Origin of the sequence: Pseudomonas sp., from assembly GCF_049590575.1 — a bacterium.
GTDB lineage: Bacteria > Pseudomonadota > Gammaproteobacteria > Pseudomonadales > Pseudomonadaceae > Aquipseudomonas.
Genome location: NZ_JBAWDE010000120.1, coordinates 1 through 22,460 on the forward strand (window position 1 = coordinate 1; position 22,460 = coordinate 22,460).

The window sequence follows — 22,460 nt, forward strand, 5'->3', positions numbered from 1 at the left end:
TGGCGAGCAGGCTTGCCCTGCGTTGGAGTGCGAAGCGCTCCCAATCCAGCCACCGCCGGTACAACTGAAAGATTGCAGGGGCTGCTACGCAGCCCAACGCAGGGCAAGCCTGCTCGCCACAAGAAGCAAGCGACCTACTCGACCTCCACGCCATCGCTGAACTGCAACGCCGCCAACCGCGCATACAACGGATTGCTGGCGATCAACTGCTGATGCGTGCCCACCGCCACCAACTTGCCCTGGTCCATCACTGCAATCCGGTCGGCGTTCTTCACCGTGGCCAAGCGGTGCGCAATCACCAGGGTGGTGCGGCCCTGCATGAGTTGCGGCAGCGCCTGCTGAATCAGGTGTTCACTCTGGGCGTCGAGGGCGCTGGTGGCTTCGTCCAGCAGCAGGATCGGTGCGTCCACCAGCAACGCGCGGGCAATGGCCAGGCGTTGGCGTTGGCCGCCCGAGAGGCCCATGCCGCCGTCGCCGAGGTGGGTCTGGTAGCCGTCGGGCATTTGCAGGATGAAGTCGTGGGCATGGGCAATGCGCGCGGCGGCTTCTACTTGCTCGCGGGTGGCTGACGGGTTGCCGTAGCGAATGTTCTCTTCGACGCTGCCGAAAAACAGCGCCGGGCTCTGGGAAACCAGGGCGAAGTGACGGCGCAGGTCCAGCGGGTCGAGTTCGGTCAGCGCGTGGCCCTCGAGCAGGATGCGGCCTTGCTGTGGGTCGTAGAAGCGCAGCAGCAGGTCGAAGATTGTCGACTTGCCCGCCCCGGAAGGGCCGACCAATGCCAGGGTTTCACCGGGGTTGATGGTCAGGCTCAAGCCGTCGATGGCGTAGCTGTCCGGCCGTGAGGGGTAGGAAAAGCGCAGCTCCTGCAGCTCCATGCGCCCGCTGACCCGCTCCGGCAACCGCACGGTGCCATCGACGGGCGCCTGGATTTCGTTGCTTGATTGCAGCAATTCGCCGATTCGCTCGGCGGCACCGGCGGCGCGTTGCAGCTCGCCGAGCACTTCGCTGAGGGTGCCGACGGCGCTGCCGACGATCAGGCTGTAGAACACGAACGCCGCCAGCTCGCCCCCGGAAATGCGCCCGCCGATCACGTCCATGCCGCCGACCCAGAGCATCACGCCCACAGCACCGAGCACCAGCATGATCACCAGGGTAATCAGCCAGGCGCGTTGCACGATGCGTTTGCGCGCGGTGGTAAAGGCGTCTTCCACAGTCACCGCAAAACGTTGCTCGTCCTGAAGCTGATGGTTGTAGGCCTGCACGGTCTTGATCTGGCCAAGGGTTTCGGACACATAACTGCCGACATCGGCGATGCGGTCCTGGCTCAAGCGCGACAGGCTGCGCACGCGGCGACCGAAAATCAGGATCGGCGCCAGCACCAGCGGCAACGCAATCACCACGATGCTGGTGAGCTTGGGGTTGGTGATAAACAGCAGCACGATGCCGCCGATGACCATCAAGGCATTGCGCAGGAACAGCGACAGCGACGAGCCGATCACCGATTGCAGCAAGGTGGTGTCGGTGGTCAGCCGCGACTGGATTTCCGAGCTGCGGTTGTTCTCGTAGAAACCGGGATGCAGGTAGATCAAGTGGTTGAACACCTGCCGGCGAATGTCCGCAACCACCCGTTCGCCGATCCACGACACCAGGTAAAACCGCGCAAACGTGCCCACCGCCAGGCCCAGTACCAGGACCATGAACAGACCGATCGACTGGTTGAGCAGGTGCGGTGACTGGGTCATGAAGCCTTGGTCTACCAGCAGGCGGATGCCCTGCCCCATGGACAAGGTGATGCCGGCGGTGACGATCAATGCCAGCAGGGCACCGAGTGCCTCCCAGCGGTAGGGCGCAATAAAGCGGCTGGCCAGGCGAATCGCACGGCGTTGACGGGCTGAGAGCATGGAGGGCATCACCTGCGCAGGGGGATAAGTATCTACAGCCATAACATTGGGGGAACTTGGCTGAATAACAATGAGTCAGGTTAATTATGCCCGCCGATGCTGGCCCCTAGAGGCTATCGGTCTAATGCCCGGCTGGAAATTCATAGCGGTTTCTGATCGACTGAGTATTCGAACCGATGAATGTGCCAGGAGTTGTAACAGCGCAGTCACGCGGGGGGTTCAAAGTAGGTACACAACCTGATGAGGAGACAGGCCATGACCTTGCAAACGAGCAGCGATGCCAAAATTGAAGTTATCCGCCAACCGCAATACTTGCCTTGTTCCGTCATCGACGCCCAAGGCCGCGAAGTGCAGATTACCGAAGAGATGATCCAGCAAGCGTGCCACGAGCTGGAACAGCGACTGGTCAAGCCTGCGCAGCAAGGCTGAAGCGCCCACGCTCTTTCAGACCCGGCCTGATTGGCCGGGTTTTTTTATGCCGGTTAAAGCGCTTGGGCGCCCAAGGCCGAGACAATCTTCGACAACACCGGCGACTCTCCGTCGATGCGCACCTTCAAGCTGTCAATCTCGCGCCGCGCCGGGTAGCCCTTGCGCAACAGGTCGAACGCCCTGCGCTGGTCTTCCACGCTGCCTACGAGGCTGCGACGGAAATCCGCATCATCACGGCGCGGGTCGTACACGCTACGGCACAAGGTCGCCAGCGCCCAGGCCGGGTCGGTGGCGGCATTCAAATGCACCTCGGCCAGCCACGGCGCCGGCAGCAAGTCGCTCAGTTGAATCGCCGCTTCCTGGCCCAGGTAGGTGCAAAGCGCCTGGTAAATCTGCGCGGTGCCGCGCTGGCGGCCATCCAGGCTGTAACCGGCGATATGCGGCGTAGCCAGCACGCACAGGTCGGCCAGGTCGACATCCACCTGCGGCTCGCCTTCCCATACGTCCAGCACCGCTTGCAGGTCTTCGCGATCCAGCAACACCTCGCGCAGGGCGGCGTTGTCGACCACCGGGCCACGGCTGGCGTTGATCAGCCAGGTGCCGGGCTTGAGCTGCTCAAGGCGCTGGCGGTCGAACAGGTGCCAGGTGGAGCCGTTGCCGGATTTGGTCAGCGGCGTGTGCAGGCTGATCACGTCGCATTGCTCGATGATCTGCGCGAGGCTCACGTAATCACCGTCTTCGGCGATCTGGCGCGGCGGGTCGCACACCAGCACATTCCAGCCCAGGCCCTTGAGCACCTTGACCAGCCGCCCACCGACTTCACCGGCGCCCACCACACCATAGGTACGCTGATTAAGGTCAACGCCTTCGATTTCGGCCAGGGTCTGCAGGCTGCCCAACACGTAATCCACCACGCCACGCGCGTTGCAGCCGGGGGCGCTGGACCACTGGATGCCGGCCTGCTTGAAGTAATCGAGGTCCAGGTGGTCCGTGCCGATGGTGCACGTGCCGACAAAACGCACCTTGGTCCCTTCCAGCAAAGCGCGGTTGACGTTGGTCACCGAGCGCACCAGCAGCACATCTGCCTGTTCGACCGTCGCGCGGTCAATGGCGCGGCCCGGCACCCGGCGGATCTCGCCAAACCCTTGGAAGAATGCATCGAGCAGCGGGATATTTTCGTCGGCAACAATCAACATGGCAGGCTCCTTTCGCGGACCCGCAGTGTACAGGCATCACGGCCGCCGCTTACAAATCGCTAACACAGGTTTTTTCCTGACCGATGCGTCAAGGCGTAGAATCCGCCGTCCTTGCGCTTCTCTTGATTGGACACCCGTACGTGAACACTGCCACCGCCACCCTCACCCGCCCCGCGCGCATCAGCCGCGAAGTGCGCGGCCTGCTGACCCTCGCCCTGCCGATCATGATCGGCCAACTGGCAACCACCGCGATGAGCTTTGTCGACGCGGTGATGGCCGGGCGCGTCAGCCCCCAGGACCTGGCGGCGGTGGGCCTGGGCAATTCGATCTGGATTCCGGTGTACCTGCTGATGACCGGCACCCTGCTGGCGACCACACCGAAAGTCGCCCAGCGCTACGGCGCCGGGCAGTTCAGCGAGATCGGCCCGCTGGTGCGCCAGTCCCTGTGGCTGGCGGTGGTGGTCGGGATCACTGCGGCGCTGTTGCTGCTCTGCGCCGAACCGATCCTGCAGGCGATGAAGGTCGAGGCTGACCTGATCAAACCGTCCATGGGCTATCTGCACGGCATCGCCGCCGGCATGCCCGCCATCGCGTTGTATTACGTGTTGCGCTGTTTCAGCGATGGCCTGGGCCGCACGCGGCCGAGCATGGTCATGGGCCTGTGCGGGCTGGCGCTGAATATTCCGCTGAACTACATCTTCATCTATGGCCACTTGGGCGTACCGGCGATGGGCGGCGTGGGCTGTGGCTGGGCCACGGCGATTGCGATGTGGGTGATGATGCTCGGCCTGGCCGGCTGGACGCGTTGGGCGCCGGTGTACCAGAGCAGTGAGCTGTTCAAGCGTTTCGACTGGCCGCAATGGGCGGTGATCAAACGGGTACTGGGGATCGGCCTGCCCATCGGCATCGCGATCTTTGCCGAATCGAGCATTTTTGCAGTGATCGCCCTGCTGATCGGCAGCCTCGGCGCCACCGTGGTGTCCGGCCATCAGATCGCACTGAACGTCAGCTCCCTGGTGTTCATGATTCCTTACTCCCTGAGCATGGCGGTCACCGTGCGTGTCGGCCAGGCGCTGGGGCGCGGTGAAGCACGTGAGGCGCGTTTCGCCGCCGGAGTCGGCATGGGCACCGCGCTGGCGTATGCCTGCCTGTCCTGCAGCCTGATGCTGTTGTTTCGCGAGCAGATCGCAACCATCTACACCCCGGACCCGATCGTCATCCACCTGGCGTCGACGCTGATCGTGTTTTCGGCGCTGTTCCAGTTCAGTGACTCGATCCAGGTCACGGCCGCCGGTGCTTTGCGTGGTTACCAGGACACGCGCGTGACCATGGTGCTGACCTGGTTTGCCTATTGGGGCGTGGGGCTGCCGGTGGGTTACGCGCTGGGGCTGACGGACTGGCTCGGCGAACCCAGCGGCCCGAGCGGTCTATGGCAAGGGCTGATCGTGGGCCTGAGCTGTGCCGCGGGGATGTTGCTGGTGCGCCTGGCGCGCAGTGCACGCCGGCGCATTCGCCTGGACAAGGCGCGGGGTTAATCGGCCTTTTTACGGATCCAGTACAGGTACGTACCGGCCTGCTCCTGCTGATCCACCAGTTCGTGGTCGAGAAACACGCAGAACTTGGGGATATCGCGGCGCGTCGACGGGTCGGTCGCGATCACCTTGAGCAAGCCGCCCGGCGGCAGGTCACGGATGTGCTGGTGCAGCATCATCACTGGCTCCGGGCAGTTGAGGCCGGTGGCGTCGAGGGTGCCGTCGACGGGCAGTTCTACTGGCTGATTCATACTTCACTCCTGAAACACAGCCGCTCTCCTGTGGGAGCGGGCTTGCTCGCGAAGACGCGGGCACATTCAACGTAAATTTCGACTGTTATACCGCTTTCGCGGGCAAGCCCGCTCCCACACTTGATCTCAGCGGCCTTTAGATTTCTTCACATCCACCAACCGGCGCAAATGGCAGGTCACTTCTTCGCGGTCGTGGTACAGCTGCTTGCAGCCGATTTCCACGCGAATGCCGCGCGCCTTGAAACCGTCCTCGATGCGCTCCAGCAGGCGTTTCACCTCGGCGTAACGCTGCTTCATCGGCAATTTCAGGTTGACCACCGCCTCGCGGCAATGCCCTTCGCCGATCCAGGTTTCCAGCAACGCAGCGTTGCGCGCCGGTTTTTCGACGATGTCACACACCATCCAGTCCACCGGCTGCTTGGGCACGAAGGTGAAGCCGTCGGCCATCAGGTGCTGCACCAGGCCGGTGTCCATCAGGCTTTCGGCCATGGGGCCGTTGTCGATGGCGGTCACCAGCATGCCCCGGTTGACCAGTTGCCAGGTCCAGCCGCCGGGGGCTGCGCCGAGGTCGACACCGGTCATGTCACCGTGCAGGCGCTCGTCCCACTGGTCGCGGGGGATAAAGTGGTGCCAGGCCTCTTCCAGCTTGAGGGTCGAACGGCTTGGCGCGTCACGCGGGAATTTCAGGCGCGGAATGCCCATCGGCCACATCGCCGAGTTGTTCGACTCAGCCAGGCCCATGAACACTTCGCGGCCACTCTTGAAGGTCAGCAGCAGGCGCGGCTTGCTCGGGTCATCCACCAGTTTGCCGGCGTTGAGCAAGGCTTTGCGCAGGTGCACTTCGAATTTCTTGCAGAAATTCGACAGTTCCTTGCCGTCGTTGGTGTCGACCATCTCCAGCCAAAGGCTGCCGCACACCGGGAATTCACGCAGGTGGGCGAGGATCACGCTGATGCGATCGGTTTCCGGCAGGTCGATAAACACCCCGCGCGCCCACTGCCTTGGGAAGATCAGCTCGGCAAAGCGTTGGCCGTGCATCAGGCGCTGGGCGCCGTCTTCTTCGGTGCAGACAAATTCGGCGCAGGCGCTGCCGGTCTTGGCTTTGGCGTAGCCGGAAACGTTCAGGCGCGCGGCGTGTTCCGCGATCTCGGAACAGACTTCGCCTTCAAAACCCGGGCGGCAGTGCATAAAAAGGGTGTTCATTGAATCTCCTGGCAACTGGCTTGCCGTAGCGCAAGGCCTGTCATGAAAACGCGCGCATGATAGCCGAGTTCGGAACCTTGGTTCTGTCCATAGAGTCCAGTAATTAGCCAGCTACTGAAAACAGGGCTAGTTTGAAAGCTCTGTTCGTCCCGTCAGGTCCGTAGCCGTGCGGACCATAAGGAGTCATGTAATGTCATCCCTTGATAGCCTGAGAACCCTTAAAACCCTGCAGATCGACGACAAAACCTACCATTACTTCAGCTTGCCCGAGGCCGCCAAGAGCCTGGGCGACCTGGATAAACTGCCGATGTCCCTGAAAGTGCTGCTGGAAAACCTGCTGCGCTGGGAAGACAACAAGACCGTCACCGGCACCGACCTCAAGGCCATCGCCGCCTGGCTCAAAGAGCGCCAGTCCGACCGTGAGATCCAGTACCGCCCGGCCCGCGTCTTGATGCAAGACTTTACCGGGGTGCCCGCCGTGGTCGACCTGGCCGCCATGCGCGCCGCCGTGGCCAAGGCCGGGGGCGACCCGCAGCGCATCAACCCGCTCTCCCCCGTCGACCTGGTCATCGACCACTCAGTGATGGTCGACAAGTTCGGCACCACCAGCGCCTTCGAGCAGAACGTGGATATCGAAATGCAGCGCAACGGCGAACGCTACGCCTTCCTGCGCTGGGGCCAAAGTGCCTTCGACAACTTCAGCGTGGTGCCACCGGGCACCGGCATCTGCCACCAGGTCAACCTCGAATACCTCGGCCGCACCGTGTGGACCAAGGACGAAGACGGCCGCACCTATGCGTTCCCCGACACCTTGGTCGGCACCGACTCCCACACCACCATGATCAACGGCCTTGGCGTACTCGGCTGGGGTGTGGGCGGGATCGAAGCCGAAGCGGCGATGCTCGGCCAGCCGGTGTCGATGCTGATCCCGGAAGTGATCGGCTTCAAGCTGACCGGCAAATTGAAAGAAGGTATTACCGCCACCGACCTGGTGCTGACGGTCACCCAGATGCTGCGTAAAAAAGGCGTGGTGGGCAAATTCGTCGAGTTCTACGGCGACGGCCTGGCCGATCTGCCCCTGGCGGACCGCGCGACCATCGCCAACATGGCCCCGGAATACGGCGCCACCTGCGGTTTTTTCCCGGTGGACGAAGTGACGCTGGACTATCTGCGCCTGTCCGGCCGCCCGGCAGAAACCGTGAAGCTGGTCGAGGCTTACACCAAGGCCCAGGGCCTGTGGCGCAACGCCGGCCAGGAACCGGTGTTCACCGACAGCCTGGCGCTGGACATGGGCAGCGTCGAAGCCAGCCTGGCCGGACCGAAACGCCCGCAGGACCGCGTATCGCTGCCGAATGTCGGCCAGGCCTTCAGTGACTTTCTCGACCTGCAATTCAAACCGACCAACAAGGAAGAAGGCCGCCTGGAAAGTGAAGGCGGTGGCGGCGTGGCGGTGGGCAACGCCGACCTGGTGGGCGAAACCGACTATGAATACGACGGCCACACCTATCGCCTGAAAAACGGCGCGGTGGTGATCGCCGCGATCACCTCGTGCACCAACACCTCCAACCCCAGCGTGATGATGGCGGCCGGCCTGGTGGCGAAAAAAGCCGTGGAAAAAGGCCTGACCAGCAAGCCCTGGGTGAAAACCTCGCTGGCGCCCGGCTCCAAAGTGGTCACCGACTATTACAAGGCGGCGGGCCTCACGCAGTATTTGGACAAGCTCGGCTTCGACCTGGTCGGCTATGGCTGCACCACCTGCATCGGCAACTCGGGCCCCCTGCCTGAGCCAATCGAAAAAGCCATCCAGAAAGCTGACCTGGCCGTCGCTTCGGTGCTGTCCGGCAACCGCAACTTCGAAGGCCGCGTGCACCCGCTGGTGAAAACCAACTGGCTGGCTTCGCCGCCGCTGGTGGTGGCTTATGCATTGGCGGGCACGGTGCGTATCGATATCAGCAGCGAGCCGCTGGGTAACGACCAGGCGGGGAATCCGGTGTACCTCAAGGACATCTGGCCGAGCAGCCAGGAAATTGCCGATGCCGTGGCGCAAGTCAGCACCGGCATGTTCCATAAGGAATACGCCGAAGTGTTTGCTGGCGACGAGCAGTGGCAAGCCATTGAGGTGCCGCAGGCCGCGACCTATGTCTGGCAGGAAGACTCCACCTACATCCAGCACCCGCCGTTTTTCGACGACATTGCCGGCCCGTTACCGGTGATCAAGGACGTCAAGGGCGCCAACGTGCTGGCCCTGCTGGGCGACTCGGTGACCACCGACCACATCTCCCCTGCCGGCAACATCAAGACCGACAGCCCCGCCGGCCGCTATTTGCGCGAGCAAGGCGTGGAGCCGCGTGACTTCAACTCCTACGGCTCACGCCGCGGCAACCATGAAGTGATGATGCGCGGCACCTTCGCCAATATCCGCATCCGCAACGAAATGCTCGGCGGTGAAGAAGGCGGCAATACGCTCTACATCCCCACCGGCGAGAAAATGCCGATCTACGACGCGGCGATGAAATACCAGGCCTCGGGCACGCCACTGGTGGTGATCGCCGGGCAGGAATATGGCACCGGCTCCAGCCGCGACTGGGCGGCCAAGGGCACCAACTTGCTGGGGGTCAAGGCGGTGATCGCCGAGAGCTTCGAGCGAATCCACCGCTCGAACCTGGTGGGCATGGGCGTGCTGCCCTTGCAGTTCAAGCTGGATCAGAACCGCAAGGCGCTCAAGCTGACCGGCAAGGAGAAGATCGACATCCTCGGGCTGACCGACGTCGAGATCGTACCGCGCATGAACCTGACGCTGGTGATCACCCGGGAGGATGGCAGTACGGAGAAGGTCGAGGTGCTGTGCCGGATCGACACGCTGAATGAAGTGGAATACTTCAAGTCGGGCGGGATTCTGCACTATGTGCTTCGCCAGTTGATCGCCTCATAAACAACGCTGCAAAACCAATGTGGGAGGGGGCTTGCCCCCTCCCACATTTTTGACCGCGTTTGCGCTCAGCCGAACAACCACTTCCACAACAGCACCAACACCACCACCGCCAGCACCGGCCGTGCAATGCGGTAGGCCTTGGGATGCTTGCGCTTCCACTGTTTGACCTGGCCGCTGAACTTGTCGCTGAAGGTCTTGCTCCAGGCATAGGCCTGGTTGATGCCGCCCACGCGTTCGTCGTCGAGGTTCTGCGGCGCCGTAGCGCGGCCCAGCTGCTGGCTGACCCAACGGTTGACGCGGGTCATGATGCGATTGCTCAGCGGGCGTTCGATGTCGCAGAACAAGATCACGCGGGTCTGGTCAGTTTCGTTCTTGACCCAGTGCACGTAGGTTTCGTCGAACATCACGTCTTCACCGTCGCGCCAGGCGTAGACCTGGCCGTCGACAAAGATGCGGCAGTCGTCGGAGTTCGGCGTGGACAGGCCCAGGTGATAGCGCAGCGAACCGGCAAACGGGTCGCGGTGCGGGTTGAGGTGGCTGCCGCCCGGCAACAGCGCGAACATCGCGCCCTTGACGTTGGGGATGCTGCTCACCAGCGCCACGGTTTTCGGGCACAGCGCCTCGGCCGATGGCAGGGGTTTGTCGTACCACTTGAGGTAGAAGCGCTTCCAGCCCTTCTTGAAAAACGAACCGAAACCGGCGTCGTTGTTCTTTTCGGCGGCGCGGATGTAACCCTCGTCGAACAGGTGCATGGCCTCTTCGCGGATCACCTCCCAGTTGTCCTTGAGCACGTCCAGTTCCGGGAACTTGCTGCGGTCCAGGTACGGCTTGGACGGCACCGCCGAAAACAGGTACATCAGGGCGTTATACGGGGCGAACAGCGCCGAATGGTTGACGAACTGGCGCAACATCGGCAAACGCGCCTTGCCGCGAAGGTGCACATACAACGTGCTGCCGATAAACAACAGCAACACCGACAGTTTGGCGGCCAAAGAAAAGGTCATGCAGCAACTCCTGGAAATAAGCGCCTGGCCAACAGCCTCCCGTCAATGGGAAACCAGACGTAGCAGCCGGCCATGATAAACATTTGGAGCATTATGCAGAAGGCCCAGGCCGACCGGCTGACCTAAATCAAGCCTGGTTTTCTTGCTCGGTAAACAAATCGCTGAACAGCATGCTCGACAGGTAACGCTCACCGGAGTCCGGCAGGATCACCACGATGGTCTTGCCCTGCATTTCCGGCTTCTCGGCCAGGCGCACAGCCACGGCCATGGCGGCCCCGCAGGAAATCCCGCACAGAATCCCCTCTTCCTGCATCAGCCGCAGGGCCATGGCCTTGGATTCGTCATCCGTCACCAGCTCCACGCGATCAACCATCGACAGGTCGAGGTTTTTCGGCACAAAACCGGCGCCGATGCCCTGGATCTTGTGCGGGCTGGGCTTGATTTCCTCCCCGGCCAGCGCCTGGGTAATCACCGGCGAGACGATCGGCTCCACCGCCACCGACAGAATCGGCTTGCCCTGGATGTTCTTGATGTAGCGCGACACACCGGTGATGGTGCCGCCGGTGCCCACACCGGCGACCAATACGTCCACGGCGCCATCGGTGTCGTTCCAGATTTCCGGGCCGGTGGTTTTCTCGTGGATCGCCGGGTTGGCCGGGTTTTCGAACTGGGCCGGCATAAAGTAGGTGGCCGGGTCGCCGGCGACGATTTCGCCGGCTTTATCGATGGCGCCTTTCATGCCCTTGGCCGGCTCGGTCAATACCAGTTCGGCGCCGAGGGCCTTGAGCACCTTGCGGCGTTCAATACTCATCGACGCCGGCATGGTCAGCAGCAGCTTGTAGCCACGGGCGGCGGCGACAAATGCCAGGCCGATGCCGGTGTTGCCGGAAGTCGGCTCGACAATGGTCATGCCCGGCTTGAGTTTGCCGCTGCTTTCGGCGTCCCAGATCATGTTGGCGCCAATGCGGCACTTCACCGAGTAACCCGGGTTACGCCCTTCGATCTTGGCCAGGATGGTCACGCCGCGCGGTGCGATGCGGTTGATCTGCACCAGCGGCGTGTTACCGATGGAGTGCGCGTTGTCTGCAAAAATGCGGCTCATGACGGGTCCTATTGGCAATTTCAGGAAGGCCACAAGGGTATGCCTCGTGCTGCAAAGCGTCCAGTCAGAGGAACGTTGGCGCCCTTGAAACAGTCAACCGCCTTATTGCACGGAGAACTGCACCATGAAACGTCGCTACAGTTGGCCACTATGGACCGTCGCCGGGCTGGTGGTGGTCCTGGTTGCCTTGAGCATTGCGCTGCCCTATATGGTGCGCAACTACCTGAATGACAAACTTGCCAACATGGGCGACTACCGTGGCGAAATCGCGGACGTTGACCTGGCGCTATGGCGCGGCGCGTACCGGATCAACGGCCTGCAAATCGTCAAGGTCGACGGCAAGGTGCCAGTGCCGTTCGTCAAGGCACCGCTGATCGAGTTTGCCGTGAGCTGGCACTCGTTGTGGTACGACCATGCCGTGGTTGCCGAGGGGCACTTTGTAAAACCGGAAATCAATTTCGTCGACGGCGGTGCCAATAAACAAGCGTCCCAGACCGGTAAAGGCACGGACTGGCAGGAACAACTGCGCAAACTGCTGCCGATCACACTCAACGAAGTGCGCATCGAAGACGGCAAGATCGCCTTCCGCAACTTCAACTCCACGCCTCAGGTAAACATCAACGCCACGGGCGTGAATGCGAGTTTCTATAATTTGACCAACGTCGTGGATGTCAAAGGCAAGCGCGACGCACGCTTCGAAGGTAAGGCGCTGCTGCAGGGCCAGGCCCCCCTGGAAGCCACGGCAACATTTGATCCGTTGAGCGATTTCGAGGAATTCGAATTCCGTTTCCGCGCCCGCGACTTGCAGCTCAAACGCATGAACGATTTCGCCTCGGCCTACGGCAAGTTCGACTTCAAGGCCGGCACCGGCGATGTGGTGATCGAAGCCCAGGCGGAAAAAGGCCAACTGACGGGTTACATCAAGCCGCTTTTGCGCGACGTAGAAGTGTTCGACTGGAAACAGGACGTGGAAAACAAGGACAAGAATATCTTCCGCTCGATCTGGGAAGCCGTGGTCGGCGCCAGTGAGACGGTGTTGAAAAACCAGCATAAAAACCAGTTTGCCACCCGTGTGGAGCTCAGTGGCAGCGTGCATCAGCAGAATGTCAGCGCGTTTTCGGCCGTTATCGCGATTCTGCGTAACGGCTTTATCCAGGCATTCAATGCGCGCTATGAACAGCCCAAGCCCTCAACGGATTAAACCGCGGCGTGACCGGCCATTCAGAGACTGAATAACCCGTCTGCGTTCACAGTCGCCGGGGCTGCGCGGTATAGTCCCGGCATTGATGAATTCGAGGAATGACTGATGAAGTTCGAAGGCACCCAGGCCTATGTGGCTACCGATGACCTGAAACTGGCCGTCAACGCCGCCATCACCCTGGAGCGGCCATTGCTGGTCAAGGGCGAGCCCGGCACCGGCAAGACCATGCTCGCCGAGCAACTGGCCGAGTCCTTCGGCGCCAAGCTGATCACCTGGCACATCAAGTCCACCACCAAGGCCCATCAAGGCCTGTACGAGTACGATGCGGTCAGCCGCCTGCGCGACTCGCAGCTGGGCGTCGACAAGGTCCACGACGTGCGCAATTACCTGAAGAAGGGCAAGCTCTGGGAGGCGTTCGAGTCCGAGGAGCGGGTGATTCTGCTGATCGATGAAATCGACAAGGCCGACATCGAATTCCCCAACGACCTGCTGCAAGAACTCGACAAGATGGAGTTCTACGTCTACGAAATCGACGAGACCATCAAGGCCAAGAAACGCCCGATCATCATCATCACTTCCAATAACGAAAAGGAGCTGCCGGACGCGTTCCTGCGCCGCTGCTTCTTCCATTACATCGCCTTCCCCGACCGCACCACCCTGCAAAAAATCGTCGACGTGCACTACCCCGACATCAAGAAAGACCTGGTCAGCGAGGCGCTGGACGTGTTTTTCGACGTGCGCAAAGTGCCGGGCCTGAAGAAAAAGCCTTCCACCTCCGAGTTGGTCGACTGGCTGAAACTGCTGATGGCCGACAACATCGGCGAAGCCGTGCTGCGCGAACGCGACCCAACCAAGGCCATCCCGCCGCTGGCCGGTGCCTTGGTCAAGAATGAGCAAGACGTTCAGCTGCTCGAACGCCTGGCATTCATGAGCCGTCGCGGTAATCGCTAATGTTGCTCAACCTGTTCAATGAAATGCGCGCAGCCAAGGTGCCGGTGTCGGTGCGTGAGCTGCTGGACCTGATCAACGCGTTGAAACAGCGCGTGACGTTCGCCGACATGGACGAGTTTTACTACTTGGCCCGCGCGATCCTGGTCAAGGACGAACGGCATTTCGACAAGTTCGACCGGGCCTTCGGCGCCTATTTCAACGGCCTGGAAAAGCTCGACGACCATTTGCAGGCGTTGATCCCCGAAGAGTGGCTGCGCAAGGAATTCGAGCGTTCGCTGAGCGAGGAAGAACGCGCGCAGATCCAGTCCCTCGGCGGGCTGGACAAGCTGATCGAAGAATTCAAGAAACGCCTGGAAGAACAGAAGGAACGCCACGCCGGCGGTAACAAATGGATCGGCACCGGCGGCACCAGCCCGTTCGGCTCCGGCGGCTACAACCCGGAAGGCATTCGCGTCGGCGATGCCGGCAAGCGCCAGGGCAAGGCCGTGAAGGTCTGGGACCAGCGCGAGTACAAGAACCTCGACGATCAGGTCGAACTGGGCACGCGCAACATCAAGATCGCCCTACGCCGCCTGCGCAAGTTCGCCCGCCAGGGTGCGGCCGAAGAGCTGGACATCGACGGCACCATCGACCACACCGCGCGCGATGCCGGGTTGCTGAATATCCAGATGCGCCCGGAACGGCGTAACACCATCAAGCTGCTGTTGCTGTTCGACATTGGCGGCTCGATGGACGCGCACGTGAAGATCTGCGAAGAGCTGTTCTCCGCGTGCAAGACCGAGTTCAAGCACCTGGAGTATTTTTACTTCCACAACTTTGTCTACGAGTCGGTGTGGAAGAACAACCAGCGCCGCACCTCGGAACGCACGGCCACCCAGGACCTGCTGCACAAGTACGGCGCCGACTACAAAGTGATTTTTATCGGCGATGCGTCGATGGCGCCGTATGAAATCACCCAGGCCGGCGGCAGCGTCGAGCACTGGAACGAAGAGCCGGGCTATGTGTGGATGCAGCGCTTCATGGCCAAGTACAAGAAGCTGATCTGGATTAACCCGTATCCGAAAGACACTTGGGGGTATACGGCGTCGACGGGGATTGTGCGGGAGTTGATCGAAGATCAGATGTATCCACTGACACTGCGCGGGCTGGAAGAAGGGATGCGCTTTCTCTCCAAGTAACTGGAGATCCAATGTGGGAGCGGGCTTGCTCGCTCCCACATTTTGGACTGCAGCGCTCTTTAGCTTTCTGTAAAGCGCCGCAAATACTCAATGTGCTGGCGATGCGCCGTTTCTTGCACCACCGGCGTCAGGCGCACTGTTTCGCCCGGCAAGCACTGCGCCAGCCGCGCCAGCGACAACGGCGTCAGCGCGCCCAATCGCGGATAACCACCAATGGTCTGCCGATCATTGAGCAACACAATCGGTTGCCCATCCGGCGGTACCTGGATCGCCCCCAGCGGAATCCCTTCGGAGATCAGCGACGGGCCCTGATACTGCAACGGCGTACCCAGCAGGCGCATGCCCATGCGGTCGGCGCGGCTGTCGAGGGCCCATTCGGTGTTGAACGCATCGAACAGGCTTTGCCCGCTGAACTGGCCGATCTGTGCGCCGAGAATCACGTCCAGTGGTGCCGCGGATTGCAAATCCGCGTGACTCAACACCTTCATCGCACCGCCCGTACCGGAATACGCCAACCGCCCGCCTTCGGCCAAGGCCTTGCCAAAACCGTCGAGCCCGCCCAATTCCTCGCGCACCACCGTGGCACAACTGCCCAGCACATCCGGCGCATCAAACCCGCCCGGCGCCGCCAGGTAAGCCCGCGCGCCATTGAACGGCTGGGTGAAACGCAAACGCTGGCCCTTTTGCAGGATAAAACTGCGGCCGGGGCTGATGGCGCGCTCGTCGATGTATGCGCCCAGGTCCGCCCCGGCCAGGGCCAGCAGGCAGTAATCCTCGGCGTGCACGGTAAACCCGCCCAGGGTGATTTCCACCACGGGCGCGTCCAGTGCATTGCCCAGCAGCCAATTGGCCCAGGACATCGACACCCAATCCAGCGCGCCGCCCTGGGTCACGCCCAGGTGGCGCACGCCGAAACGCCCGGCGTCCTGCAACAGGCACAGCGGCGTGCTGGCCTCGATCACTAAGCGGCTCATGCCTGCGCCTCCAACGGCGTGTCATCGCCACCCAACTTGATGAATTCGGCGTGCTCGACCGGTTCAAAACGCACCGTGTCGCCCGGTTGCATCAAACTGTAGCCGTCGCGCTCACGATCAAACAGCTTGGCCGGGGTGCGGCCGATCAGGTTCCAGCCACCCGGGGACACCACCGGGTAGGCGGCGGTTTGCCGTTCGGCAATACCGACGCTGCCGGCCGCCACGCGTTTACGCGGCGTGTTGAGGCGCGGCGTGGCGAGGATTTCGTCCACCAGCCCCATAAAGGCGAAGCCGGGCGCGAAGCCGAGGGCGAACACCTGATATTCGTGGGCGCTGTGGCGGCGGATCACGTCGGCTATCGACAGGCCGCTGCGCTGGCTGAGCAACGTCAGCTCGGGGCCGACACTCAGGTCATACCATACCGGCAGCACATGGCACTGGCCGCTGCCCTGGGCCTGGGGTTGCAGGTCGGTCAACGCCTGGTCGATCAGTTCGCGAGCCTGGGCCGGGCTCAGTGCGTTAACGTCGTAATGCACCATCAATGTGGTATAGGACGGCACCAGGTCCACCAATGCTGCGCCGAAACCGCTGCGCAACTCCTGGGTGGCGGCCAACATCCACGGCATATTGGCTTCAGCGATCACGTCAAAAAGACGCACCATCAGACAGTCGATGGCCACCACTTCAATGCGTGGCTTCATGCTGGCTTCAACGCCTCGCGGATGCGCTTCACTGCCGCCACCGAACTGGCATTATCGCCATGCACGCACAGGGTGTTGGCCTGCAACACCAGGGCGCTGCCGTCGCTGGCGGTCAAGGCGTCGCCACGGGAAAGGGTCAGGGCTTGCTGCACAATGGTCTCGGAATCATGGTGCACAGCGCGCGGCAGCTGGCGCGAAACCAGGTGGCCTTTAGGGTCATAAGCACGATCGGCGAAGGCTTCGAACCACAGGGTTACCCCGTATTCAGCGCCCAGCGCCTGCGCCGCGCTGTTATCGCGGGTGGCCAGCAGCATCAGCGGCAGCTCGCCATAGGCGGCCACGGCCTGGATCACCGCGCGCAGTTGCGCGGGGTTGGCCATCATGTCGTTGTACATCGCGCCGTGGGGTTTGACGTAGCTGACCCGCGCGCCTTGCGCCCGGCAGATGCCGTCGAGGGCGCCGATTTGGTAATGCAACAGGTCCTGGATTTCCTCGGGCGTGTAGGCCATGGAGCGGCGGCCGAAGCCTTGCAGGTCCTGGTAGGCCGGGTGCGCGCCCACTTGCACGCCGTGCTTGAGCGCCAGGCTGACGGTCTTGCGCATGATGCCCGGGTCGCCGGCGTGGAAGCCGCACGCCACGTTGGCGCAATCAATGAACGGCATGACCTCGGCATCCAGACCCATGGTCCAGTTGCCAAAGCTTTCGCCAATATCGCAATTCAATAGCAGACGGCTCACGGTGGCGCTCCTGTAGGCTTTGTTTTTTTGTAGTGTGGGATTTTTTACGCAGAACTCGCAACTTGTCCTGACACCCCAACGACGCTTATCGTGGAATGGCTCGATTTTTGGCGCTTGCCCGGCGCGGCGTCCAACTAATAAAAACCGATCCATGCATAAGAAAAAGTTGATCCCATGAATTTGAAGTTCCTCGAAACCTTCGTCTGGGTGGCCAAGCTCAAAAGCTTTCGCTTGACCGCCGAGAAGCTGTTCACCACCCAGGCTTCGATCTCCAGCCGCATTGCCGTGCTCGAAAGCGAACTGGGGGTGAAGCTGTTTCTACGCGACTCCCGGGGCGTGAGCCTGACCCCGGAAGGCCTGAAGGTACTCGATTACGCCGAGCAGATGATGGTCACCATGCAGGGCCTGAAGCAGTCCCTGGAGACCACCAGCAGCAAGGTCGGGCGGATCCGCATCGGTGCCATGGACACGGTGATCCACACCTGGCTCAGCCCGTTGGTGGCGGAACTGATGGACCATTTCCCGCTGGTAGAAATCGAGTTGGTCGCCGATACCGCATTGAACCTCAGCGATCAGCTGCAAAAAGGTTTTCTCGACCTGATCCTGCAAACCGACCTGCTGCGCCTCGAAACCGTGCGCAGCCTGGAGCTGGCCAGCCACCCCATGGCCTGGATCGTCGCCAGCCAGTCGATCTACAACCGCGACTACGCCTCCCTGGCCGAACTGGCCCAGGAACGTATCATCACCTACTCGAAAAACTCCCACCCGCACCAGGACGTGCTCAGCCTGATGCAAGCCAACGGCGTGGCCGCGCCGCGCATGAACTGTGTGAACTCGGTGTCGGCGATCACACGCTTGCTGCGCGATGGCTTTGGTATTGGCGCACTGCCGCCGGTGTTGGTCAGTGAAGAATTAGCCCGTGGGGAGCTGGTGATGCTGCCGATGGCACAGAAGCTGCCGAATTTACAAGTGGTGGTGTCGTGGCGCGTGGGGGTGGAGTTGGTGGAGGAGATTGTGGGGTTGTGTCAGAAGGTGGTGGCCAGGTATGCCGAAGAAGTCGGCGAAGAGCACATGGTGCTGAGCAACTGAAAAACCGGATTAATCTGGAAGGGGGCAAGCCCCCTCCCACCTTTAGAGGCCTTTGAGGTCGCGCTCTTCAATCGGCCGGCTCTGGCGCAGGCGCTTGCCGCCCAATACCACCCAGTCGATCAGGCGAAACAGGCATTCCAGGCCAAACGACAGCAGCATCGCCCCGCCCAGGCCCCAGCCCATGGCTTCAGGGGTCAGCAGGATCTGGTAGCTGTAGCCATTCCAGGTTTCCCGGCGGATATCCGGGTCGGCGGCCACCGCCACTTGCAGGGCGCGGATGTACCACGGACCTTGCATCGCCTGGAATTGCTTGTCCAGCGCCACCTGGCGGTCAAGCATTGCGCCCAGGCTGTTGGCATCGCTCTGGAACACCGGGTCATCACTGGCGCGGTAATGCGCGACCAGTGCCTTCAAATCGCCGTTGAAGAACTGCCGTGCGGTGCTTTCAAACCCGCTGAGGCCGGTCTGCGCCTCGATCAGGTGGGCCTCGACGCGCTTGGCGTAGTCGTTGATGAAGCCCGGCACTTGCACGCCGACCAACAAGCCAATGGCAAACAGCACCAACCGCAGATAGCTGAGCAACATGGTCGATATCCTTACTCGGTAACGCCCTGGCTGACGCATTCACCGCGTCGCCACAGGCTCCATTGGCCCGGTTCGTAACGGGTCCAGTTTTCATTGTCGGTCAAGGGTTCGGTGGCGATCACCGTCACCACATCATTGGGCGTGGTTTCGGCCTGAAAGTCGACGATCACGTCGACATCTTTCAAGCGCGCCGGGCCAAACGGCGCACGCCGGGTAATCTGCGCCAACTTGGTCGAACAGTAGCAAAACAGCCAGTCGCCGTCGCTGAGCAGGCAGTTGAACACCCCTTTGCTGCGGTACTCGGCGCAGGCGGCGATCAGGTCCGGCAGCATCTGCTCGATGTCCACCGGCTCGGGGAAGGCTTCGCGCACGCGGTTGAGCAGGTCACAGAACGCCGCTTCGCTGTCGGTATCGCCCACCGGGCGGTAGAACGTGGCGCGGGGGTTGAAGTCCGCCAGCTGGCCGTTGTGCGCAAAACACCAGTTGCGGCCCCACAGTTCGCGCACGAAGGGGTGGGTGTTGGCCAGGCTGACCTTGCCCACATTGGCCTGACGGATATGCCCGATCACCACTTCACTCTTGATCGGATACCGCTGCACCAGCAGCGCGACTTCCGACTCGCTGCTCGCAGCCGGGTCCTGGAACAGACGCAGGCCGCGGCCTTCATAGAAAGCAATGCCCCAACCGTCGCGGTGCGGGCCGGTACGCCCACCGCGCTGCATCAGCCCGGTGAAGCTGAACACGATATCGGTGGGGACGTTGGCGCTCATGCCCAATAATTCACACATGCCAGGGCTCTCGCTGCAGGGCAGACAACGTTAAAGGCGCGGCTCGACCCGCATACCGCTCACCGGTGCAGGACGGCGGAAAGGCTCGTCGTCATCGTCATCGCGCAGGTCGGCGGCCAACGCCGCGTCAGCCGCGGCCTTGCGTTCACGGCGAGCGTTGGCGGCGCGTTCGATGGGCCAGCGGATCAACACGATCACGATGTACACGCCAAACGCGATCATCGTGTACATAAACAGGTCGGAGATTGCCCGCCAGGCGTTATTGCCGACCTTGAGTAGCAGGTCCAGCGCGGTAATGGCCACGGCCGGCGCGAATTGAGTCTTGACCGGGTCAACGATGGTCGGGCTGAACAGCAGCACCGCCATCAGCAATTGCAGCGGCTCGCGCAACCAACGCCACATCCAGCGGGTCATGCGCCACCACACCAACAGGCAGCCCAAAGCGGCGAAGGCGTAGAGGCCCCAAGCGGTCAGATAATCGTTCTCGGTCATGGTGTCCATGGCAAGGTAGGCAAACAGGCGGCTATGATAACGGCTTTTGCGTGTCGCGGCTGCAAAGCCTGCCACCGTCCGCCAGACAGAGAGTGATCCATGCCTTCATCGCCCCACATCACTGCCGCCCCAATTGCCCGCAAGGCCGAAGGCCCGGACCCGTACGCCTGGCTGCAAGCGCGTGACACGGCTGAAGTCCTCGATTATCTGAAGGCCGAAAACGCCTGGCAGGAAGCGCAGCTCGCCGACCAGCACGCGCTGCGCGAAAGCCTGTTCGAGGAGATCAAGGGCCGCATTCTCGAAACCGACCTGTCCCTGCCCTCCCCCTGGGGCCCGTACCTGTATTACACGCGCACCACCGCCGGTGACGAATACGCGCGCCACTACCGCTGCCGGCGCCCGGCCGATGACAGCAACCAGGTGGATGAAAGCAGCGAAGAGCTGCTGCTGGACCCGAACGTGCTGGCCAATGGCGGCTTTTTCTCCCTCGGCGCGTTCAGCATCAGCCCCGACCACCAGCGCCTGGCCTACAGCCTGGACACCAGCGGTGAAGAGATTTACACCCTGTACGTGAAGGAATTGGCCACCGACAAAGTCAGCGAACTGGTGTTCGAGAACTGCGACGGCAGCATGACGTGGGCCAATGACAGCCTGACCCTGTTCTTCGGCGAGCTGGACGACACCCATCGCCCGCACAAACTCTACCGCTACCGCCTGGACGGCACGGCGGCGCAGGAAGTGTTCCACGAGCCCGACGGACGTTTCTTCCTGCATTGCTACCGTTCCAGCTCCGAGCGCCAGCTGCTGCTGGCCCTGGGCAGCAAGACCACCAGCGAAATCTGGGCGCTGGACGCCAACCAGCCACACCTGGACTTCACCTGCCTGGCGCCACGGGTCGAGGACCATGAGTACGATGTCGACCACGGCCAGCTGAATGGCGCGTGGACCTGGTTTATCCGCAGCAACCGCGACGGCATCAACTACGCGCTGTTCGTGGCGACCGACATTGGCGACGTGCCGACCGAGGATGAGTGGCAGAACCTGATCCCGCACAGCGACGAGGTGATGCTCGACGGCGTGAGCCTGAACGCCGGCGCCATGACCCTGAGCCTGCGCATCGGCGGCCTGCCGGTGATCGAAGTGCACCCGGAAGGCTTACCCGCCTACCGTGTGGAATTGCCTGACGCCGCCTACAGCCTCTACGTACAGAACAGCCTGGAATTCCCAAGCGACAAGATCCGCCTGCGTTACGAGGCGCTGAACCGCCCGGCCCAGGTGCGCCAGCTGGAACTCGCCAGCGGCGCGCAGCTGGTGCTCAAGGAAACCCCGGTACTCGGCGAGTTCAATGCCGACGACTACGTGAGCCAACGTCTGTGGGCGACCTCTGCCGATGGCACCCAAGTGCCGATCAGCCTGGTGGTCAAGCGCGACCAGCTGGGCAAGCCGACGCCGCTCTACCTGTATGGCTACGGCGCCTACGGTCACAGCCTCGACCCGTGGTTTTCCCATGCGCGCCTGAGCCTGCTCGACCGCGGCGTGGCGTTCGCGATTGCGCATGTGCGCGGCGGCGGCGAGCTGGGTGAGGCCTGGTATCGCAACGGCAAACAGGCACACAAACAAAATACCTTCAGCGACTTTATCGCCTGTGCCGAACACCTGATCGCCCAAGGCCTGACCACTTCCAGGCAACTGGCGATCAGCGGCGGCAGCGCCGGTGGCCTGTTGATCGGCGCGGCGCTCAACCAGCGTCCGGAGTTGTTCCAGGCGGCGATTGCCGAAGTGCCGTTTGTCGACGTGCTCAACACCATGCTCGACCCGGAGCTGCCGCTGACCATCACCGAGTACGACGAGTGGGGCAACCCTGAAGAGCCCGACGTGTACGCACGCATCAAGGCCTACGCGCCGTACGAGAACGTCAGCGCCCAGGCCTATCCGGCCACGCTGGTGATCGCCGGCTACAACGACAGCCGCGTGCAGTACTGGGAAGCGGCCAAGTGGGTGGCCAAGTTGCGCGATACCAAGACCGACGACAACCTGTTGCTGCTCAAGACCGAACTGGGCGCGGGCCACGGCGGGATGAGCGGGCGTTACCAGGGATTACGTGACGTAGCGCTCGAATATGCGTTCGTGTTCAAGGCATTGGGCTTGATTTAAGGAACTTAGCAGGGCGGCCCTGTCTGAACACAGGACCGCCCCGAATGCTTGATGGACCAA

The 22,460-nt window shown here is 62.0% G+C and carries 20 protein-coding genes; 8 read left to right on the forward strand and 12 right to left on the reverse strand.

The genetic code is table 11. From position 1 onward, the window contains the following. Positions 1–134 precede the first annotated feature (134 nt). The gene (locus tag WBR57_RS09620) at positions 135–1,910 is read right to left on the reverse strand and encodes an ABC transporter transmembrane domain-containing protein (RefSeq protein ID WP_424083622.1); all 1,776 of its coding nucleotides are present in this window, start codon (positions 1,908–1,910) and stop codon (positions 135–137) included. A 246-nt stretch (positions 1,911–2,156) separates the two neighbouring features. On the opposite strand from WBR57_RS09620, the gene WBR57_RS09625 reads away from it, so the two are divergent. Further along, entirely contained in the window at positions 2,157–2,330 is a 174-nt protein-coding gene (locus WBR57_RS09625; protein WP_424083623.1) for a PA1571 family protein, read from the forward strand. 53 nt (positions 2,331–2,383) lie between these two features. On the opposite strand, the gene pdxB is transcribed toward WBR57_RS09625, so the two are convergent. Beyond that, the gene (gene pdxB, locus WBR57_RS09630; RefSeq protein ID WP_424083624.1) at positions 2,384–3,526 is read right to left on the reverse strand and encodes a 4-phosphoerythronate dehydrogenase PdxB; all 1,143 of its coding nucleotides are present in this window, start codon (positions 3,524–3,526) and stop codon (positions 2,384–2,386) included. Between the two features lie 140 nt (positions 3,527–3,666). Between pdxB and WBR57_RS09635 the strand changes: the two genes are divergently transcribed. Beyond that, complete coding sequence (locus tag WBR57_RS09635; protein ID WP_424083625.1) at positions 3,667–5,061, forward strand: MATE family efflux transporter; 1,395 nt, start codon at positions 3,667–3,669, stop codon at positions 5,059–5,061. Here the strand turns inward: WBR57_RS09635 and tusA are convergent. Beyond that, the gene (gene tusA, locus WBR57_RS09640; RefSeq protein WP_424083626.1) at positions 5,058–5,309 is read right to left on the reverse strand and encodes a sulfurtransferase TusA; all 252 of its coding nucleotides are present in this window, start codon (positions 5,307–5,309) and stop codon (positions 5,058–5,060) included. The genes WBR57_RS09635 and tusA overlap by 4 nt on opposite strands. 126 nt (positions 5,310–5,435) lie before the next feature. Further along, positions 5,436–6,512 carry a 23S rRNA (cytidine(2498)-2'-O)-methyltransferase RlmM gene (rlmM, locus tag WBR57_RS09645; RefSeq protein WP_034126637.1) on the reverse strand — a complete coding sequence of 359 codons (1,077 nt, stop codon included), beginning with the start codon at positions 6,510–6,512 and terminating at the stop codon, positions 5,436–5,438. A 190-nt stretch (positions 6,513–6,702) separates the two neighbouring features. On the opposite strand from rlmM, the gene acnA reads away from it, so the two are divergent. Beyond that, positions 6,703–9,444 carry an aconitate hydratase AcnA gene (gene acnA, locus WBR57_RS09650; RefSeq protein WP_424083627.1) on the forward strand — a complete coding sequence of 914 codons (2,742 nt, stop codon included), beginning with the start codon at positions 6,703–6,705 and terminating at the stop codon, positions 9,442–9,444. Positions 9,445–9,509: 65 nt separating this feature from the next. On the opposite strand, the gene WBR57_RS09655 is transcribed toward acnA, so the two are convergent. Both WBR57_RS09655 and cysK read right to left on the reverse strand, forming a co-directional pair. Further along, positions 9,510–10,448: an aspartyl/asparaginyl beta-hydroxylase domain-containing protein gene (locus WBR57_RS09655; protein WP_424083628.1), complete on the reverse strand. Its 939-nt coding sequence runs from the start codon at positions 10,446–10,448 to the stop codon at positions 9,510–9,512. 127 nt (positions 10,449–10,575) lie between these two features. Continuing rightward, positions 10,576–11,550 (reverse strand): cysteine synthase A, encoded by a 975-nt coding sequence (gene cysK, locus WBR57_RS09660; protein ID WP_424083629.1) that lies wholly within the window; start codon positions 11,548–11,550, stop codon positions 10,576–10,578. Between the two features lie 124 nt (positions 11,551–11,674). Between cysK and WBR57_RS09665 the strand changes: the two genes are divergently transcribed. From WBR57_RS09665 to WBR57_RS09675, 3 genes are all read left to right on the forward strand, one after another. Then, a complete protein-coding gene (locus WBR57_RS09665; RefSeq protein ID WP_424083630.1) occupies positions 11,675–12,751 on the forward strand; it encodes a DUF748 domain-containing protein in 1,077 nt (358 codons plus the stop codon). Between the two features lie 105 nt (positions 12,752–12,856). Further along, entirely contained in the window at positions 12,857–13,702 is an 846-nt protein-coding gene (locus WBR57_RS09670; RefSeq protein ID WP_003210690.1) for an AAA family ATPase, read from the forward strand. Then, on the forward strand, positions 13,702–14,880 hold the full coding sequence (locus WBR57_RS09675; RefSeq protein WP_424083631.1) for a vWA domain-containing protein: 1,179 nt from the start codon (positions 13,702–13,704) through the stop codon (positions 14,878–14,880). The genes WBR57_RS09670 and WBR57_RS09675 overlap by 1 nt, the downstream gene beginning before the upstream one ends. Before the next feature lie 59 nt (positions 14,881–14,939). Here the strand turns inward: WBR57_RS09675 and WBR57_RS09680 are convergent, their stop codons facing one another. The 3 genes from WBR57_RS09680 to WBR57_RS09690 are packed head-to-tail and all read right to left on the reverse strand — an operon-like array spanning position 14,940 to position 17,292. After that, on the reverse strand, positions 14,940–15,854 hold the full coding sequence (locus WBR57_RS09680) for a biotin-dependent carboxyltransferase family protein (RefSeq protein ID WP_424083632.1): 915 nt from the start codon (positions 15,852–15,854) through the stop codon (positions 14,940–14,942). Next, on the reverse strand, positions 15,851–16,555 hold the full coding sequence (locus WBR57_RS09685) for a 5-oxoprolinase subunit B family protein (protein WP_424083633.1): 705 nt from the start codon (positions 16,553–16,555) through the stop codon (positions 15,851–15,853). Before WBR57_RS09685 ends, WBR57_RS09680 begins: the two co-directional genes overlap by 4 nt. Further along, positions 16,552–17,292, reverse strand: coding sequence for a 5-oxoprolinase subunit PxpA (locus tag WBR57_RS09690; protein ID WP_424083634.1), 741 nt, complete (start codon positions 17,290–17,292; stop codon positions 16,552–16,554). The genes WBR57_RS09685 and WBR57_RS09690 overlap by 4 nt, the downstream gene beginning before the upstream one ends. A 174-nt stretch (positions 17,293–17,466) precedes the next feature. Between WBR57_RS09690 and WBR57_RS09695 the strand changes: the two genes are divergently transcribed. Then, a complete protein-coding gene (locus WBR57_RS09695; protein ID WP_424083635.1) occupies positions 17,467–18,381 on the forward strand; it encodes a LysR family transcriptional regulator in 915 nt (304 codons plus the stop codon). Between the two features lie 42 nt (positions 18,382–18,423). Here WBR57_RS09695 and WBR57_RS09700 read toward each other — a convergent pair whose 3' ends face one another. The 3 genes from WBR57_RS09700 to WBR57_RS09710 are packed head-to-tail and all read right to left on the reverse strand — an operon-like array spanning position 18,424 to position 20,321. After that, on the reverse strand, positions 18,424–18,966 hold the full coding sequence (locus WBR57_RS09700; RefSeq protein WP_424083636.1) for a DUF2937 family protein: 543 nt from the start codon (positions 18,964–18,966) through the stop codon (positions 18,424–18,426). Positions 18,967–18,977: 11 nt separating this feature from the next. Next, positions 18,978–19,754 carry a class II glutamine amidotransferase gene (locus WBR57_RS09705; protein WP_122542814.1) on the reverse strand — a complete coding sequence of 259 codons (777 nt, stop codon included), beginning with the start codon at positions 19,752–19,754 and terminating at the stop codon, positions 18,978–18,980. 30 nt (positions 19,755–19,784) lie between these two features. Continuing rightward, positions 19,785–20,321, reverse strand: coding sequence for an MFS transporter (locus tag WBR57_RS09710; protein ID WP_424083637.1), 537 nt, complete (start codon positions 20,319–20,321; stop codon positions 19,785–19,787). A 24-nt stretch (positions 20,322–20,345) separates the two neighbouring features. On the opposite strand from WBR57_RS09710, the gene WBR57_RS09715 reads away from it, so the two are divergent. Then, on the forward strand, positions 20,346–22,400 hold the full coding sequence (locus WBR57_RS09715; protein WP_424083638.1) for a S9 family peptidase: 2,055 nt from the start codon (positions 20,346–20,348) through the stop codon (positions 22,398–22,400). Positions 22,401–22,460: the final 60 nt, after the last annotated feature.

What these genes read in the sequence shown, in the direction of transcription:
- WBR57_RS09655 (WP_424083628.1), bottom strand. Translation starts at nt 10,448, where the DNA reads ATGACCTTTTCTTTGGCCGCCAAACTGTCGGTGTTGCTGTTGTTTATC.
- WBR57_RS09685 (WP_424083633.1), bottom strand. Translation starts at nt 16,555, where the DNA reads ATGAAGCCACGCATTGAAGTGGTGGCCATCGACTGTCTGATGGTGCGT.
- WBR57_RS09705 (WP_122542814.1), bottom strand. Translation starts at nt 19,754, where the DNA reads ATGTGTGAATTATTGGGCATGAGCGCCAACGTCCCCACCGATATCGTG.
- WBR57_RS09695 (WP_424083635.1), top strand. Translation starts at nt 17,467, where the DNA reads ATGAATTTGAAGTTCCTCGAAACCTTCGTCTGGGTGGCCAAGCTCAAA.
- WBR57_RS09665 (WP_424083630.1), top strand. Translation starts at nt 11,675, where the DNA reads ATGAAACGTCGCTACAGTTGGCCACTATGGACCGTCGCCGGGCTGGTG.
- acnA (WP_424083627.1), top strand. Translation starts at nt 6,703, where the DNA reads ATGTCATCCCTTGATAGCCTGAGAACCCTTAAAACCCTGCAGATCGAC.
- WBR57_RS09715 (WP_424083638.1), top strand. Translation starts at nt 20,346, where the DNA reads ATGCCTTCATCGCCCCACATCACTGCCGCCCCAATTGCCCGCAAGGCC.
- WBR57_RS09620 (WP_424083622.1), bottom strand. Translation starts at nt 1,910, where the DNA reads ATGCCCTCCATGCTCTCAGCCCGTCAACGCCGTGCGATTCGCCTGGCC.
- cysK (WP_424083629.1), bottom strand. Translation starts at nt 11,550, where the DNA reads ATGAGCCGCATTTTTGCAGACAACGCGCACTCCATCGGTAACACGCCG.
- tusA (WP_424083626.1), bottom strand. Translation starts at nt 5,309, where the DNA reads ATGAATCAGCCAGTAGAACTGCCCGTCGACGGCACCCTCGACGCCACC.
- WBR57_RS09680 (WP_424083632.1), bottom strand. Translation starts at nt 15,854, where the DNA reads ATGAGCCGCTTAGTGATCGAGGCCAGCACGCCGCTGTGCCTGTTGCAG.
- pdxB (WP_424083624.1), bottom strand. Translation starts at nt 3,526, where the DNA reads ATGTTGATTGTTGCCGACGAAAATATCCCGCTGCTCGATGCATTCTTC.
- WBR57_RS09625 (WP_424083623.1), top strand. Translation starts at nt 2,157, where the DNA reads ATGACCTTGCAAACGAGCAGCGATGCCAAAATTGAAGTTATCCGCCAA.
- WBR57_RS09700 (WP_424083636.1), bottom strand. Translation starts at nt 18,966, where the DNA reads ATGTTGCTCAGCTATCTGCGGTTGGTGCTGTTTGCCATTGGCTTGTTG.
- rlmM (WP_034126637.1), bottom strand. Translation starts at nt 6,512, where the DNA reads ATGAACACCCTTTTTATGCACTGCCGCCCGGGTTTTGAAGGCGAAGTC.
- WBR57_RS09675 (WP_424083631.1), top strand. Translation starts at nt 13,702, where the DNA reads ATGTTGCTCAACCTGTTCAATGAAATGCGCGCAGCCAAGGTGCCGGTG.
- WBR57_RS09670 (WP_003210690.1), top strand. Translation starts at nt 12,857, where the DNA reads ATGAAGTTCGAAGGCACCCAGGCCTATGTGGCTACCGATGACCTGAAA.